Genomic DNA, 15,751 nt, shown 5'->3' with positions numbered 1-15,751 from the left:
ATCCGAAAAGAGTATATAAATGTCAGTTGCTCATCATCGTAACGCATTAATTTTCATGGGTATGGGATTATTATTTCTCATATTTATTATAAGTATGGCTTTTCTAGCAGCCAAAAGTGATGTAGAAAATCAGCGTAAATATAAACAACAACATGAAGAAATTGCAAAAAAACATGGGCTATCTGATTCTAAATAAATCAATCTTATACATTTAAGAATTTAAAGAATATCTCTTTGTAATTGACGGATATTTGGAATGTTAGTATATCGAAATATAGAATATCCAGCTTCTTTAAACATCTGATCGCGTAATTGATCTTCTTTAACTTTTTCTAAATGGCTGGGATCATCAAGTTCGATGATTGCGATAACGTCAAGGGCATCATTTAGGATCACGAAATCTGTCACTTTTCGGTTGAATTTATGTCTTACTTTATAGTGATCACTAGTAATCAAAGCGCTAAAAGCAACTTGAGCTAAGATATGATGATCTGGAAAAGCAATTTTTAAGCGACGAAACATTTTTGCTTCAAAAAGAGTAATAGGAGCCCGTGCAAAAAACTGTTGTCTAGAAAAGATAAAAGATTTTAAACAAGTTAAAATAAGAAATAAGCTAGAGATGCAGCCCAAACTTAAAAAAAATATTTGAGATGAACTCAACACATTTCCCTTACTCAAAAGAAAACCCACTCTAATGAGTGGGTTAAAAATTTGGCTCTCCCACCTGGGCTCGAACCAGGGACCTGCGGATTAACAGTCCGTCGCTCTACCGACTGAGCTATGGGAGAATCTGAAAGCGATTATAAGGGGATTTTAATTAGGGTCAAGTCTAATCTGTCATGTTTCTTACATTTTAAGTGTGTATGTTGTTTATTTGAACAAAAACCACGTGTAGCATGAAAACGCTTGTGCTTTGAGCAGTAGGTTGTTATGTTTAAAAGCGTAATAGTGTTTGAATTAAATTCAAACTGTGTGGATTTAACCCAACTTGCCAGCACTAAATGGCTAAATCGGAGGGCAGTGTAATGCCAATTCTTCATATTCAAGATATCTTTTCTCAATTTCAATATTATCAGTCTCTTTATCTGGATATTTTGCATAATCCAGAGTTGTACTACCAACCAGTTTTAGATGCTCATATTCATTTTTCTATTGTTAGTGAAGAAAAAATTTATCTGGGCGATTTATTACAATTGTGGCTGGGCGATAAATGGACAGAGCATCAGGTTAAAGTTTTGAGTGACGTCAATCAAGGTTTATGGACACAACTTAACGAATGCTGGCATAACTCATTGTTTCTTTTTGCTATTGAGAGGAAAGGACTTTTTGCAAAAACATCTGCATTGGCATGGAGTACGGAAGAACAGCAAGTTAAAGAAATTACCTTGGAACAGGCCTTACCTTATTATTGCCATTACTTAAGTCTGGAACGACCTAAGCGTTTTAGTTAATTTTTAGCAAACTAAGATCTTTGTATGTAAAAGAAAAAAACCTATCCGAAGATAGGTTTTTTGATGTTCAAAGCGGATTAAGCTTTTTTCTCAGCTTCAATTGAGGCAATCGCAGCGTCTATTCCATCAATAGATTCGGCTGCTTTTTTAATGCGTGCTAATGCATCTACTAGGACTTCATCTGCTGTAGCATAAGAGATACGCATAAAACCACCTAGCCCAAAAGCATCCCCTGGTACAACTGCAACGCCTGTTTCTTCAAGTAACCATTCTGAAAACTCTGTACAAGATTTTAAACCTTTAGCGCGAATGAGCGGACGAATATTGGCATACGCGTAGAAAGCACCATCTGCAGGTAGACAGCTAATACCATGAATTTCATTTAAACCATTCACCACTAAATCATGACGGCGTTTAAATGCTTCAATCATGGGCTCAAGTACATCTTGCGGGCCATTTAATGCAGCCTCAGCAGCAACTTGTGAAATTGAAGTTGGGTTTGACGTTGATTGAGACTGAATTTTTTTCATTGCACCAATAAGTTTTGCAGGACCTGCCGCATAACCAATACGCCAACCTGTCATCGCATAGGCTTTAGATACACCATTTAGAACAATCGTGCGGTCATACAAATCTGGAGCAACAGTTGCGATATTGTAGAATTCATCTTCCCAACGAATAGGTTCATACATGTCGTCAGATGCAATATAAACTTGTGGGTGTTTACGCAACACATCAGCCAACGCTTCGAGTTCAGCTTTTGTATAAATCATGCCTGTTGGGTTAGAAGGGCTATTGAGTACTAATAAACGTGTATTCGGTGTAATAGCAGCTTCTAATTGTTCAGGTGTAATTTTGAAACGTTGGTCTTCACCACATTTCACAATAACCGGTGTCCCTTCAGCGATAATCACCATATCTGGATAACTTACCCAGTAAGGTGCGGGAATAATCACTTCGTCACCTTTATTTAACAATGCTAATGCAAGGTTGAAAAATGACTGTTTACCGCCACAAGATACTAAAATCTGGTTGGCTTGATAATCAAGATTATTGTCGCGTTTAAATTTTGCAATGATTGCTTTTTTTAGGCCTGGCGTACCATCAACCGCTGTATATTTAGTAAAACCATTATTAATGGCTTCAATAGCAGCATCTTTGATGTGTTGCGGGGTATCAAAATCTGGTTCACCTGCACCCAAACCAATCACATTTTTACCCGCTGCTTTAAGTTCAGCAGCTTTATTGGTAACAGCAAGAGTAGGGGACGGTTTGATAGCATTTACACGATCAGACAGACGTACGTCCACGGCAGCATTCCTTCTTATGGGATTAAAAAAATAAAAGCATACTATCTTAGCCCAAAATCGTTGACACGTGTTTTATTATCAAAACAAATTTATAAAAAACCTAAAATCAATGTCGGTGAAATAATCAAATTGTAAGTTGCAGTGTTATTTTTAAGGGCATCTCGGGACAAAATCATTTAAGATATGCAAAGATCACCCAATTTAAGTGAACATCATGAGTGAACAAAAGCCCAAAGCAAAAAAGGCTGTGGTGAAATTACCTTTTCCAATGCCTAAAGCGACTGATTGCGATGACGAAGATGCCGTGCATAATCAGGTTCGTCCTAAGCCTGAACAGTATGCAGATCGGACTTGGATGCCACCACGTGGTACGCGTAGATCGATGGGAAAACGTTAATTTTATTTGTTTTACCTCAGCTATGAATTGAAAAGCCCCTTTATAAAGTAAGGGGCTTTTTCATAAATAATGCTTATCTTTTGCTTGACTAATTTCTACAAAGTAGTTATTGTTATATTATAACATTATCAATAAATGGGATTATTCTATGCAAGTTCTCTCTTCTCTTAAAAGTGCAAAAAAGCGCTCACCTGATTGTCAAATCGTTCGTCGTCGTGGCAAGCTTTATGTGATTTGTAAATCCAATCCACGTTTTAAAGCAAGACAAGGTTAAAACAGGCTTTTGCCTGTTTTTCAAATTGCTTCTTTATCCTGATAAAAATGTTTTTTGCGCTGATACATTTGCTGATCAGCTCGTTTGAGCATAGATTCGATACTTTCATTTTCAAGCGTGGTTGCAGAACCCAAGGACATGCTAATAGGTTGACTTGAATAATATTGGTTATCGATATTAAACAATTCCTGAATGGTTTGTAACATGACTAAAACGGCTGTTTCATCTGTTCCCGGCATGAGAATGACAAATTCATCACCGCCGATACGTGAAGCTGTATACGTTGTATTTTGAATAGCCTGAGTCAAAACACTACCAACACGGCGTAATAATCCATCGCCCACATCATGCCCGAGTTGATCATTGATTTCTTTCAAGCCATTCATATCCAGAAAAATACAGGATACTGGCCGTAAAATGCTACGTTCAAGCCGATTGAGTTCTTCTGTAAAAAAAGAACGGTTATAAAGTTTGGTGAGCACATCATGCTTACCTAGATATTCCAGATAATTTTCAGCCTTTTTCCGTGCAGTAATATCTGTTAATGCAACCTGTACCAATCCCCAATCTTCTTCATAACCGGGAAAAACGGTAAATTGCAACAGTACATTTCGAATGCTGCCATCTAACGCATAATTTACGGCCTCACGCTGGTGATGAATGTTACCTTTCCATAACTCAATCAGTTGTTCACGGAAGGTACTGAGCATTTCATTGGCAAATACTTTATGAATATTTTTTAGTAGAGTTTGTTTATCTGAGGCCTGAAATAAATCCAATGTGGCCTGATTAATATCAAGTATTAAAATATCCTCGATGCATTGATTAACAAATTCAGGATGTACATCTAGAAAGGTACGAAAATCATCAATTCCCATTTGTTTTAATTGATCGATTCGAACTTTAACCCGGCTGAAATCTTCCACCCAGAGCGAAGCGGGTGAATATACAAATCTTGCTTCTGCCAGTCGACGGTTTTTTTCTTCCTGTCTGCGGGCATTTTGATAAGATGTTACATCCTCAGTCGTCACAAGAACTTGTGCAAAAGACTGTTCGTAACCCGGTAAAATTGCGCCACGTAATTGAATATCAAGACGTTTACCAGATAAGCTGTAATTAACCGCAACACTGGAAAAATGTGTTTTACCCTCCCATAAATCGACTAACTCGTACAGATGCGATTTGAACATATCTTCCTGAAAAATACGATCCAGATTGCCACATAAATGTTCCTGCGAATCAGCTTCAAATAAATTAAGAGTTTGTTGATTGACTGAAATAATTTTTATTCTATGCGCACATTGGCGAACTCGATCAAGATCTTCATTCAAGAAAGTATATAGATCTTGAATGCCCTGAGCACGCCATGCATTAAACTGGTTTTTTATATCGCTATAATCTTCCAGCCACATTGGAATAGGTGCAAGGTCAAAAATAGATGAATCTAAAGTCGGCATTTAGGCAAATTCCAATGAATTATTTAATTTTTAAAGGAGTATAAAACCAACGCTTATACTTGGAAATAGAAAGGTGTAAAAAATAGACAATTTAAGTGAAGTATTTAGAAATACTAGAATATAATTTTAATGCATACCTGATTATTTTGCTCCTTTAGTGGTATAAAAGAGCAAACAGCAAACTATTTTATGATTTTACCCGATTAATGGGGTGCTGGATGGTAATGTCTCCACGCCACAATTTGATAAAGTCTTGTTCATCAATATCATAAAGTTCCATAAGGGCTACGATAACCCCCACAAAAATCATAGCACCTTCGCTATTACCATGAAAATTAAAAATCTTGCCATTTAGCTTACTGAGAATATCTTCAAGTTCACGCTCACGACCACGACCATAGCGGTCACGGGGGTACATTTCTTCATTTAAAACAATTAAGGCGATGGCCTTTTCGGCATCACTTAATGCAGTTTTATTCAATGCTTCTTCAAAAGAGTCACTACCATGATCAAAATAGAAAATTACATCGTCATTAATAAAGGCATGTACTGTGTTTGAAGTTAAATCGGGGAACTGAGAAATAGCATTTTCATCAATATAGGGCTTAAATGATTCAGGTAAAATCACATTGGAATGAATACCTTTAAATAAAGGTGCAATTTCTGAAACTTTATAGCCCGCGATACCACAACCCAAAGCAGTGATGAAATATTTTATTTTGGGATGATGTTGGACATAGGTTTTAAAATCATTCACATAATGCTCAATTTGAGACAAGGGCATTCGTTGTAAATGTTCATTTAAAGTTGGAATAGCAAAACTTTGACCAGCCCAACCACGACCGACATTATTTACGGCACCAAAATGCTGTGCGGCAACACGAGCTGCACCATGTGTATGCTGTCCAGCCATATTACTGCCAAAGACAAAAACCGTATCTTCAGGAAGTTCAGTGACAATGCTTTCGTCGTGATAATGGTATGCCATGTCGTTTCAGTTCTGATCTTGATTTCCTCCATGTTGCAGAGGAAAAGGGGATGGGTCAAGTACAATATGTAGAAATTAAATTTACAGGAAAAGCCTTTAAATTGAGGGGGAATTACCCCATAAAGGGCTTAGTGAAATGAAATTTAGAAAAAGAGAGCGTGTGCGTGAGCGATAAACAACCCTTTGAATTAGTCACTAGTTACCAGCCCGCAGGTGATCAACCACAGGCGATTGAAAAGCTGGTGCATGGTGTTGAAAGTGGTTATCGCAATCAGTTGCTATTGGGGGTCACTGGTTCAGGTAAAACTTATACCATGGCCAATGTGATTGCACAGACTCAGCGACCAACTATTGTTATGGCACACAATAAAACTCTAGCGGCACAGCTTTATGGAGAGTTTAAGGCGTTTTTTCCCAACAACGCAGTAGAATATTTTGTCAGTTATTATGACTATTATCAGCCTGAAGCTTATGTGCCTTCGTCCGATACTTTTATTGAAAAAGATGCCGCGATTAATGATCATATTGACCAGATGCGCTTATCGGCAACTCGTGCTTTATTGGAGCGTCGTGACGCGATTATTGTAGCTTCGGTTTCTGCAATTTATGGTTTGGGTGATCCCGAAGCCTATATGAAAATGTTGCTGCACGTGGTTGAGGGCGATCGGGTTAATCGTGATGACCTGATTCGTCGGTTGGTTGAAATGCAATATACCCGTAATGAACTGGAATTTTTACGCGGTACGTATCGCATTCGTGGTGAAATTTTGGATGTATTTCCTGCCGAATCTGATCAAAATGCAATTCGTATCGAGCTGTTTGATGATGAAGTTGAATCTATTCGCTGGTTTGATCCATTGACTGGTAAAATGTTGCGTAAAGTACCGCGCGTGACGATTTACCCTAAAAGTCATTACGTCACGCCAAAAGACAATTTATCGCGCGCGATTGATACCATTAAGGTTGAGTTACAGGATCAACTTAAATTTTTCCGTGAACATGACAAACTGATCGAAGCACAGCGCATTGAACAACGTACCCGTTATGATCTAGAAATGATGCAGCAATTGGGCTACACCAATGGTATCGAAAACTATTCACGTCACTTGTCTGGTCGTCCATCGGGGGAAGCACCACCGACTCTGTTTGATTACGTACCTGATGATGCGTTACTGATTATTGATGAATCACATGTCACAGTTCCGCAAATTGGTGCAATGTATAAAGGTGATCGTTCGCGCAAGGAAAATCTGGTCAATTATGGTTTCCGTTTACCAAGTGCACTTGATAACCGTCCTATGAAATTTGAAGAATGGGAGCGAATTGTTCCGACTACGATTTATGTCAGTGCAACACCAGCCAAGTACGAACTAGAACGATCAGATCAGATCGTAGAACAAGTGGTACGTCCGACAGGTTTAGTTGATCCCGAAATTGAAATTCGTCCGGTATTGACACAAGTTGATGATGTTCTTTCTGAAATTAATCTTCGTAAAGATCTGGATGAGCGTGTTTTAGTGACCACCTTGACTAAACGTATGGCGGAAGATCTTACCTCTTATTTAAAAGAATATGGGGTGAAAGTAGCCTATCTGCATTCCGATATCGATACTGTCGAACGAGTCAAGATTATTCATGAACTACGCACTGGGGTTCATGATGTGCTGATCGGTATTAACTTGCTGCGTGAAGGTCTAGATATGCCAGAGGTGTCTCTGGTCGCAATTCTGGATGCAGACAAAGAAGGGTTTCTGCGTTCGGAACGTTCACTTATTCAAACCATCGGGCGTGCCGCACGTAATCTAAAAGGTAAAGCAATCTTATATGCAGACCGTATCACGGACTCTATGCAAAAAGCCATAGATGAAACAGAGCGTCGTCGTGCCAAACAGATTGAGTTTAATGAAGAGCATGGCATTACTCCACGTAGTGCGGTACGACAAAAAATCAAGGAAATTGATACCGGTGAAGTTTTTAATGACGATGAGATTGATGCCAAAGTTTCTGCTCAGGCGAAAGCACTTTCAGCAGATGAACGGCACATTCTTGCGGATCCAAAACTCTTTACCAAGCATATTTCTAAACTGGAAAAAGAGATGATCAAGGCATCCAAAGAATTGCAGTTTGAACAAGCTGCACGTTTACGTGATGAAATTGTGCGATTAAAAGCACAGATGCTGCAATAAACTCATAAACTATTTACTCTGTAAATTGCTACATATTTATACATAATTTGCATATAAAACAAGCTAATGTGAGTATTGTTTATAAATTGATGATGAATAAATCAGGCAATTGACAGGGGAATACAAATGTCATTAAAACAGAATCTCCCAAAAGCCAGTTGGAGACTGACCAAAATTGCAGTGGGTGGAATTGTATTGACAGGTTTGGCAGTCGCAACGGTTGCTTATGCACAAAATAAGCCTTTACCTACAGTTGAACGAGTAGAGCTAGATAAGTACTTGGGTGTTTGGTACGAAATTGCGCGTAAACCGATGTTTTTTGAAAACCAATGTGTCAAAGATATTACTGCGACGTATACCTTAAATGAAAATGGTAATGTGGTCGTGGATAATCGTTGCTACAGTAAAGACGGCTTGCTGAAACAATCAATCGGTGAGGCTTTTGTTGAAAACCCACCTTTTAATACCAAACTAAAAGTAAGTTTTTTACCAGAAGCGGTGCGCTGGATTCCTGTGGCCCGTGGAGATTACTGGATACTTAAACTCGATGAAAATTATCAAACTGTGCTAGTGGGTGAACCTTCACGTAAATATCTTTGGGTTTTGTCCAGAACACCAGAACTTTCTGAAGATGTAGTCAATGAATATTTGAACTATGCAAAATCCTTAGGTTATGAACTCAATGATATTATTCGCCCTCAACATACCTTAAAATAAACGTTATCATTGTAATAGAAGGCCATGCTGATGCATGGTTTTTTATTTTTTAATAGATGATTATTCAAGTTTTTCCAATTTTGCAATCACGAGTTCAAGATGTTTAAAGGCATTATACTGTCAGTCATCGCATCGGTTACCTTTGGTGTGCTGTATTTTTATACCAAGCTATTAACTGGTCTGGATAGTGAGCAGACTTTTGGCTGGCGTATGGTGGCGACGTTGCCTTTTCTCACCCTATTGATGTGGCTACTGGGTGATTTAAATCATATTAAAACGATTTATCAGCGAATTATTGCTCAACCTGCATTTTTCTTACTTCTGATTTTATCTTCTATTTTAACATCGGTTCAGCTTTGGCTCTTTTTATGGGGTCCCATGAATGGGCGTGGTTTACAGGTTTCATTGGGTTATTTTTTATTACCACTGGTTTTAGTCTTGAGTGGCAGTTTATTGTATGGTGAAAAGCTTTCTAAATTTCAGATCGCCGCTGTTGTTCTGGCAGTAATAGGTGTCAGTCACGAAATCTTTCGTTTAGGTTCTATCGCGTGGGAAACTGCCTTGGTAGCGTTTGGATATTCGGCCTATTTTTTATTGCGTAAAAAAATTGGTACCGATAATTTAGGCGGTTTTTGGTGGGATATCGTTATTATCTTACCTATTGCGTTGTACTTCATTCAAAGCGGCAAGGGAAGTCTGGTTGTGTTGCAGCAACAGCCCCTTATGTTATTGGTGGTGCTTGGATTAGGGGTATTAAGTGCGATTGGTTTGGGAAGCTATATTCTAGCGAGTCGTTTTTTGCCCATGATTCTTTTTGGTTTGCTTAGTTATTTGGAGCCTATTTTATTAGCACTTGCATCTTTGGCACTGGGTGAAAAAATTACATCAGAAGAATGGTACACCTATATTCCAATTTGGTGTGCGGTATTATTGCTGGTGATTGAAGGAAGTTGGCATCTTTATCAGCAACGTAAAAATAAAGTGGCTTTTGAACGAAATATAGAGGTTTATCAGAAACGTTTGAAAAATGGAGAATGAGTAAAATATCAGCAGGATTTTATAATTCATCCTGTTGAGGAAGCTCGTGGATTGAAATACTTCGATATAAAAGTTAAACATCAACACCCTTTTACTAAAAATTAAAATAAAAAATCATAAGTATTTTATAAATTTATAGTGAATATCACTGAAAATATCATCGACATCAACAGCTTTTGATTCAATCTTGATGATAATTCCTTTACAATTATGGGGTTTTGAAATTCACGCCTAGAAATTATTCATTAGAGGACGTATTTGTGAGCAAAGACACTATCATCGCCCTACACGCGGAACACCAGGGTCGTTGGAAAAACCGCGAAGAAATTGCGGAACATATGATTGCGCTAATTGGCCAGTTATACCGCGAAAAAAATATTGTCGTTTCTGTTTACGGTCGTTCTTTAATCAACCGCTCTGTGATTCAGATTTTAAAAACGCATCGTCGCACTCGTGTAGTGGACGTAGAGCTTTCTGTTGTTAATACTTTTCCGATTTTAGAAGCGTTGGCAAAAGTTGAAAATATTGGCTCAGCTGAAGTTGATATCGGTAAGCTTGCTGTTGAATACAAAGAAAAAGGCGGCGATATCGATGCTTTTGTTGCTCAAGCGGTTGAGTCAATCAAAGGCAATGCAACCTCTGAACAACCTAAAGATGTAGTGTTATACGGTTTTGGTCGTATTGGTCGTATTTTGGCACGTTTGATTATTAGTCAATCTGGTTTGGGTCGTGGTTTAAGCCTTAAAGCAATCGTTGTGCGTAAATCTTCTGATGGCGACTTGGCAAAACGTGCGTCTTTGTTACGTCGTGACTCTATTCACGGTACTTTTGCAGGTACAATCGCTGTTGATGAAGAAAACGAAGCAATTATCGCCAATGGTAATTACATCAAAGTGATTTATGCGTCTAATCCAAGTGAAGTGGATTATACCCAATATGGTATTAACAATGCGCTTTTGATTGATAACACCGGTAAATGGCGTGATGTTGATGGTTTAAGCCAACATCTTAACTGCGCTGGTGTTGCCCGTGTTGTGTTGACTGCACCGGGTAAAGGCGACATGAAAAATGTGGTATTTGGTGTAAACCAAGCTGACATTTTAGATGAAGACAAAATTATTTCTGCTGCAAGCTGTACCACTAATGCAATCACTCCAATCTTAAAAGTATTGGATGAAAAATATCATGTGTTAAATGGTCACGTTGAAACTGTTCACTCATTTACCAATGATCAAAATCTGATTGATAATTATCACAAGGCAGATCGTCGTGGTCGTGCGGCAACCTTGAACATGGTGATTACAGAAACAGGCGCTGCTAAAGCTGTTGCTAAAGCATTGCCACAGTTGAAAGGTAAATTAACAGGTAACTCTGTTCGTGTACCAACGCCAAACGTTTCTCTTGCAATCTTGAATTTGACGTTAGATAAAGAAGTTGATCGTGATGAAGTGAATGAATATATTCGTCAGATTTCAATTAATTCTAACCTGCAAGGTCAAATTGGTTATACCAACTCAACTGAAGTGGTTTCAAGTGATTTTATCGGTTCGCGTACTGCGGGCGTATTTGATGCTCAGGCAACCATTACTTCAGGTAATCGTTTAACTGCGTATGTCTGGTATGACAACGAAGTCGGTTATAGCTGCCAAGTATTGCGTATCGCTGAACAAATGTGTGGCGTAAGTTATCCAAAAGTTCCTGCTGGAACTGATGCATAATTTATTACTTCATGTTTGTTTTAAAAAGCTCAGTTTCGACTGAGCTTTTTTTATGTCGATCTGTTTTATAAAGACTAACAGCATTTCACAGATACAAAATCGATGCTGAATGTTTCTATTAAATCGTAAACACTGTGCTTTCAAAGAAATAAAAGAATTTGTAATTTAAGGATAGAACATTGCAAGTGAGAAATGTGCTGAGTGGATTAGCATTGATTGCATTGGCGACCCTAATAGGTGTTGGCATTGCTATCTGGGTTTTTAAATATTTCAATATTTATATTCCCTTGAAAAATCAAGCGGTGAATATTGATTTACAAGAGCCTTTGCAGGCCAAAGTCAAAATTCAGGATGCACTGGATGTGGATGTTACGGGTCGTGTGAATGCTGCGATTCCTATTCGGGAAAATCTCAATATTCCTTTAACCCAAACTCTGACGCCGCGTGTTTATTTTGATAATCAGGTGCCCATTAAAACGACCATTCCTGTAAAGGAAACGTTGAAGGTTAATCAAAACTTACCCATTGATACGAACGTTCAAGTCAAGGTATTGGGTAAGGATATTACTTTGCCGTTGAAAGGAACTATTCCAATTAAATTGGATGTGCCGATTGATATACAAGTTCCGCTTGAGCAAAACGTCCATTTAAAGTTTGATGCACCAGTGCGCACAGTACTAAAAGAAAATTTAAATATTCCATTAGATACCACCCTAAAAACTAATATTCCTATTAGTGGTCATTTGAATGTTCCCATTGAAACAGCTTTAGCTGCTTCGGTAGATGTGCAAAATACTTTACCGATCAAAATTCAGCAGGGGGAGTTGAAAATTCCATTGTCGAGCATGCGCATTCAAAAAGTGGGTGATTCGCCACCTACTTCGAAAATAGCAACGCCTGTTCCTTCACCACACAAGGAATAGCAATTAATGTGGTTCTTTAGCTCCTTAAAACGTACTTTACTGATTTTTATCAGCATCGTGAGTCTAGTCGCAGTTTTATTTTGGCTTTATTTGAATATTCAGGCATCTGTTTCTGTGTCTTCTCATCATGCTCAAATTCATTTACCCGAATCACTTCCTACAAAAATCCATGTCGGAAATTATTTGCAAACTCGGTCGATAGGTAAACTTGATACCAGCATTGATATTAATCGACAATTAGATTTACCGCTACGTGGTAAATATCTAGCAGAATTGAGTTTTGAGGTGGAAACTCCGATTACAGTGAATATTGATTATTCCACGATGCTAAAAATCGATGAAACTATGCCACTTGAAACCACAACCGATCTGATCTATCAAAATAAGTTATTGCCACAGTTTCCTTTAAAACTGGATATTCCCATCCAGTTGGATGTACCGTTTCAGCTTAAACGCAGTTATACCTTACCTGTCAAAATTTCATTTAGTGGGCCCGTATATTTTGAGTTTAATGAGCCTGTACGCCTTAATGTGCGGCATCAGTTTAATCCCACTCTAAATATCAATGATCCGATGACAATGCGCAAAATTGCGACTTTCAATGCCATTATGTATAACTCCGTACAAACGACTCAGGCAAACCTCGATATGCAGATGAATCTCCCTTTGAAAAATATTCATCCTTAAAAATTGACCTTCATTTTTAATCTTTAAATTCTCAGTTTTTACAGCACCTTTAGGCTTTTTCATGAAACTGGGAATTTGCTTGCATTTTCTATTCGAGAATTTTAGTAAAATATGGCAGAATAGGCGGTTTTTAGAGATTTCAGAGGATTGGCACATGCGCTTTGTTGATGAAGCAGTCATTACCGTAGAGGCTGGCGACGGTGGCAATGGCGTAGCCAGTTTTCGCCGTGAAAAATTTGTACCGTTTGGTGGACCTGATGGCGGCGATGGTGGTCGTGGGGGTAGCGTGTATATTCAGGCTGATGATGATACCGGTACACTGGTCGACTTTCGTTATACTCGAAAATTCCGTGCAGAGCGTGGAAAGAATGGTTCAGGTGCGAACTGCTCAGGCCGTGGCGGTGACGATGTTATTTTAAAGGTTCCCGTAGGTACCACGATTGTCGATACAGATTCAGGCGATATTATTGGCGATCTGGTCAAAGATGGTCAGCGTGTTTTGGTGGCACATGGGGGTGATGGTGGTTTGGGTAACACCCATTTTAAATCATCGACTAACCGTGCACCTCGTAAATTCACTACGGGTGTAAAAGGCGAATTCCGTGAAATTCGTTTAGAGTTAAAAGTACTGGCTGATGTTGGTTTGCTAGGCATGCCAAATGCAGGTAAATCGACCTTTATTCGTGCCGTAAGTGCAGCCAAACCGAAAGTGGCTGATTATCCGTTTACGACTATGGTGCCAAATTTAGGTGTGGTCGATGCCGATCGTCATCGTTCTTTTGTCATGGCCGATATTCCAGGTTTGATTGAAGGCGCAGCAGAAGGGGCTGGGCTCGGCATTCGCTTTCTAAAACACTTGGCACGTACACGTATTTTGTTGCATATCGTGGATGTACAACCGATCGATGGTTCAGACCCTGCGCATAATGCCAGAGCAATTATCGCAGAGTTGGAGAAATTTTCTCCGACACTGGCGAAACTACCGATCGTATTGGTTCTTAATAAACTCGATCAATTGGATGAAGACAGCCGTGATGAATGGTGTCAGCACATTATTGATGAGTTGCAGTGGACAGGGCCGGTCTTTAAAACCTCTGGCTTATTGGAAGAAGGCACTAAACCTGTAGTGTATTACCTCATGGATCAAATTGAGCAACAACGCGAGCGTGAAGTTGAAGATCCAGAGTACGCAGCAGAAGTTAAAGCATTCCGTGAACAGCTTGAGGCTGAAACACGTGAACAAACTATCGCGGCAAAAGAAGCATATCGTGCCATGCGCCGAGCCCAGCGTCTGGAAGGCTTACTGGCTGGTGAAGACGATGATGACTTCGATGACGAAGATGATGATAACGATGTAGAAAGTATCTACGTGCGTGATTAGACTTTTCACAACCCCTTTCATTCCTCCTGTGAGGTGATGTGGCTTCGCAAGATGGAAAGCAATTTGAGGAAAACATGATAGAAGTGGTGGATGGGCAACGTCAGCTCAATGAGTGTAAACGAATCGTTGTTAAAATCGGATCCTCTCTACTCACAGCAAATGGGCAAGGTTTAGATTTAGATGCAATTTCGCATTGGGCAACTCAAATTGCCAATCTACATACTGCTGGACATGAAATTATTTTAGTGTCCTCTGGTGCTGTGGCTGAAGGGATGGTGCGCATGAAGCTGTCGAGTCGACCCACCGATCTACCCAGTCTGCAAGCTTGTGCAGCTATTGGCCAAATGGGCTTGATCCATACGTGGTCGAGTGTGCTGGAAAAACATAGCATTCAAACTGCACAAGTTCTTCTGACTCATGATGATCTGGCAGATCGTCGGCGTTATCTTAACTCTTGTGATGCATTACAAAATTTGATTGACTGGCGTGTGATTCCCGTCATCAATGAAAATGATACGGTTTCAACCGATGAAATTCGTTTTGGTGATAATGATACGTTGGCGGCAATGGTTGCGGGGCAAGTACATGCGGATTTGTTGATTATATTAACGGATCAGCAAGGTATGTTTGATTCTGATCCACGTAGTAACCCTGACGCGAAATTATTGACTGAAGTTCGTGCTTTAGATGATAGTTTGTTCGAAATGGCGGGCGGTGGCGGCGTACTAGGACGAGGAGGCATGGTCACTAAAGTTCGTGCTGCGCGCCTTGCGGCTAAATCGGGCTGTCCAACGCTCATTGCTAGTGGTGAAAGTGATCATGTTTTGTCGCGTTTAATGGCAGGTGAAATGCTCGGCACTTTATTCAGTACGGATAAAGATCGTATGACGGCGCATCAACAGTGGTTAGCGGCACATTTACAAACTGCAGGCCGTTTGATTATTGATGATGGTGCTGTAGACGCAATTAAAGAACGTCATCGTAGTTTATTGCCTGTTGGTGTCAAAACTGTTGAAGGGCATTTTGATCGTGGTGATGTCGTTGAATGTGTCGATAAGTCTGGAAAGCGGATTGCGGTAGGGCGGGTAAATTTTAGTTCGCAATCGGCCGATATTATCAAAGGATTAGCATCTGATAAGGTTTATCAAGTTTTAGGCGAAGCGCGTTCACTGGAAATGATTCATCGCAACCATATGGCGATTTACTAAGGTTAAAAAATAAAAA

At 39.4% G+C, this 15,751-nt stretch carries 16 protein-coding genes and 1 tRNA gene; 12 read left to right on the top strand and 5 right to left on the bottom strand.

Annotated features, from left to right (window positions below):
• Positions 1-19 precede the first annotated feature (19 nt).
• The gene (locus tag IAE19_RS07595; protein WP_200460342.1) at positions 20-196 is read left to right on the top strand and encodes a hypothetical protein; all 177 of its coding nucleotides are present in this window, start codon (positions 20-22) and stop codon (positions 194-196) included.
• A gap of 23 nt (positions 197-219) precedes the next feature.
• Here the strand turns inward: IAE19_RS07595 and IAE19_RS07590 are convergent, their stop codons facing one another.
• Together IAE19_RS07590 and IAE19_RS07585 are read right to left on the bottom strand one after the other, a co-directional pair.
• Positions 220-663 (bottom strand): DUF2726 domain-containing protein, encoded by a 444-nt coding sequence (locus IAE19_RS07590; protein WP_200460494.1) that lies wholly within the window; start codon positions 661-663, stop codon positions 220-222.
• Positions 664-712: 49 nt separating this feature from the next.
• A tRNA-Asn gene (locus tag IAE19_RS07585) sits at positions 713-788 on the bottom strand.
• Positions 789-1,025: 237 nt separating this feature from the next.
• Between IAE19_RS07585 and IAE19_RS07580 the strand changes: the two genes are divergently transcribed.
• Positions 1,026-1,451: a hypothetical protein gene (locus tag IAE19_RS07580; RefSeq protein ID WP_200460341.1), complete on the top strand. Its 426-nt coding sequence runs from the start codon at positions 1,026-1,028 to the stop codon at positions 1,449-1,451.
• Between the two features lie 77 nt (positions 1,452-1,528).
• Here the strand turns inward: IAE19_RS07580 and IAE19_RS07575 are convergent, their stop codons facing one another.
• Positions 1,529-2,761, bottom strand: a complete 1,233-nt coding sequence (locus IAE19_RS07575) for a pyridoxal phosphate-dependent aminotransferase (RefSeq protein WP_200460340.1) — start codon at positions 2,759-2,761, stop codon at positions 1,529-1,531.
• A 214-nt stretch (positions 2,762-2,975) separates the two neighbouring features.
• Between IAE19_RS07575 and IAE19_RS07570 the strand changes: the two genes are divergently transcribed.
• Both IAE19_RS07570 and ykgO read left to right on the top strand, forming a co-directional pair.
• Complete coding sequence (locus IAE19_RS07570) at positions 2,976-3,158, top strand: hypothetical protein (protein ID WP_200460339.1); 183 nt, start codon at positions 2,976-2,978, stop codon at positions 3,156-3,158.
• Positions 3,159-3,306: 148 nt separating this feature from the next.
• Positions 3,307-3,432: a type B 50S ribosomal protein L36 gene (gene ykgO / locus IAE19_RS07565; protein ID WP_010588981.1), complete on the top strand. Its 126-nt coding sequence runs from the start codon at positions 3,307-3,309 to the stop codon at positions 3,430-3,432.
• A 20-nt stretch (positions 3,433-3,452) separates the two neighbouring features.
• Here the strand turns inward: ykgO and IAE19_RS07560 are convergent, their stop codons facing one another.
• Both IAE19_RS07560 and IAE19_RS07555 read right to left on the bottom strand, forming a co-directional pair.
• Entirely contained in the window at positions 3,453-4,889 is a 1,437-nt protein-coding gene (locus tag IAE19_RS07560) for a sensor domain-containing diguanylate cyclase (protein WP_200460338.1), read from the bottom strand.
• 187 nt (positions 4,890-5,076) lie between these two features.
• Complete coding sequence (locus IAE19_RS07555; protein ID WP_200460337.1) at positions 5,077-5,877, bottom strand: hypothetical protein; 801 nt, start codon at positions 5,875-5,877, stop codon at positions 5,077-5,079.
• 164 nt (positions 5,878-6,041) lie between these two features.
• Here IAE19_RS07555 and uvrB point away from each other — a divergent pair, with 164 nt between their 5' ends.
• The 8 genes from uvrB (at position 6,042) to proB (ending at position 15,735) form a co-directional block, all read left to right on the top strand.
• On the top strand, positions 6,042-8,063 hold the full coding sequence (uvrB, locus tag IAE19_RS07550) for an excinuclease ABC subunit UvrB (protein WP_200460336.1): 2,022 nt from the start codon (positions 6,042-6,044) through the stop codon (positions 8,061-8,063).
• Between the two features lie 126 nt (positions 8,064-8,189).
• A complete protein-coding gene (locus IAE19_RS07545) occupies positions 8,190-8,780 on the top strand; it encodes a lipocalin family protein (RefSeq protein WP_200460335.1) in 591 nt (196 codons plus the stop codon).
• A gap of 99 nt (positions 8,781-8,879) precedes the next feature.
• A complete protein-coding gene (gene rarD, locus IAE19_RS07540; RefSeq protein WP_200460334.1) occupies positions 8,880-9,818 on the top strand; it encodes an EamA family transporter RarD in 939 nt (312 codons plus the stop codon).
• Between the two features lie 260 nt (positions 9,819-10,078).
• Complete coding sequence (locus IAE19_RS07535) at positions 10,079-11,536, top strand: glyceraldehyde-3-phosphate dehydrogenase (protein ID WP_200460333.1); 1,458 nt, start codon at positions 10,079-10,081, stop codon at positions 11,534-11,536.
• 179 nt (positions 11,537-11,715) lie between these two features.
• The gene (locus IAE19_RS07530) at positions 11,716-12,459 is read left to right on the top strand and encodes an MFS transporter (protein ID WP_200460332.1); all 744 of its coding nucleotides are present in this window, start codon (positions 11,716-11,718) and stop codon (positions 12,457-12,459) included.
• A 6-nt stretch (positions 12,460-12,465) separates the two neighbouring features.
• Positions 12,466-13,146, top strand: coding sequence for a hypothetical protein (locus IAE19_RS07525; RefSeq protein WP_200460331.1), 681 nt, complete (start codon positions 12,466-12,468; stop codon positions 13,144-13,146).
• 154 nt (positions 13,147-13,300) lie between these two features.
• Complete coding sequence (cgtA, locus tag IAE19_RS07520) at positions 13,301-14,527, top strand: Obg family GTPase CgtA (protein ID WP_200460330.1); 1,227 nt, start codon at positions 13,301-13,303, stop codon at positions 14,525-14,527.
• A 74-nt stretch (positions 14,528-14,601) separates the two neighbouring features.
• Positions 14,602-15,735 carry a glutamate 5-kinase gene (gene proB / locus IAE19_RS07515; protein WP_200460493.1) on the top strand — a complete coding sequence of 378 codons (1,134 nt, stop codon included), beginning with the start codon at positions 14,602-14,604 and terminating at the stop codon, positions 15,733-15,735.
• Positions 15,736-15,751 lie beyond the last annotated feature (16 nt).

It is taken from the genome of Acinetobacter sp. S40 (assembly GCF_016624705.1).
GTDB lineage: Bacteria > Pseudomonadota > Gammaproteobacteria > Pseudomonadales > Moraxellaceae > Acinetobacter.
Note: the sequence above shows the minus strand (reverse complement) of the source record. Positions and strands in the feature narration are given on the sequence as shown.

Coding starts and splice junctions, on each gene's coding strand:
- IAE19_RS07595 (WP_200460342.1), top strand. CDS start 20: ATGTCAGTTGCTCATCATCGTAACGCATTAATTTTCATGGGTATGGGA.
- IAE19_RS07580 (WP_200460341.1), top strand. CDS start 1,026: ATGCCAATTCTTCATATTCAAGATATCTTTTCTCAATTTCAATATTAT.
- IAE19_RS07570 (WP_200460339.1), top strand. CDS start 2,976: ATGAGTGAACAAAAGCCCAAAGCAAAAAAGGCTGTGGTGAAATTACCT.
- ykgO (WP_010588981.1), top strand. CDS start 3,307: ATGCAAGTTCTCTCTTCTCTTAAAAGTGCAAAAAAGCGCTCACCTGAT.
- IAE19_RS07560 (WP_200460338.1), bottom strand. CDS start 4,889: ATGCCGACTTTAGATTCATCTATTTTTGACCTTGCACCTATTCCAATG.
- IAE19_RS07555 (WP_200460337.1), bottom strand. CDS start 5,877: ATGGCATACCATTATCACGACGAAAGCATTGTCACTGAACTTCCTGAA.
- IAE19_RS07545 (WP_200460335.1), top strand. CDS start 8,190: ATGTCATTAAAACAGAATCTCCCAAAAGCCAGTTGGAGACTGACCAAA.
- rarD (WP_200460334.1), top strand. CDS start 8,880: ATGTTTAAAGGCATTATACTGTCAGTCATCGCATCGGTTACCTTTGGT.
- IAE19_RS07525 (WP_200460331.1), top strand. CDS start 12,466: ATGTGGTTCTTTAGCTCCTTAAAACGTACTTTACTGATTTTTATCAGC.
- cgtA (WP_200460330.1), top strand. CDS start 13,301: ATGCGCTTTGTTGATGAAGCAGTCATTACCGTAGAGGCTGGCGACGGT.
- proB (WP_200460493.1), top strand. CDS start 14,602: ATGATAGAAGTGGTGGATGGGCAACGTCAGCTCAATGAGTGTAAACGA.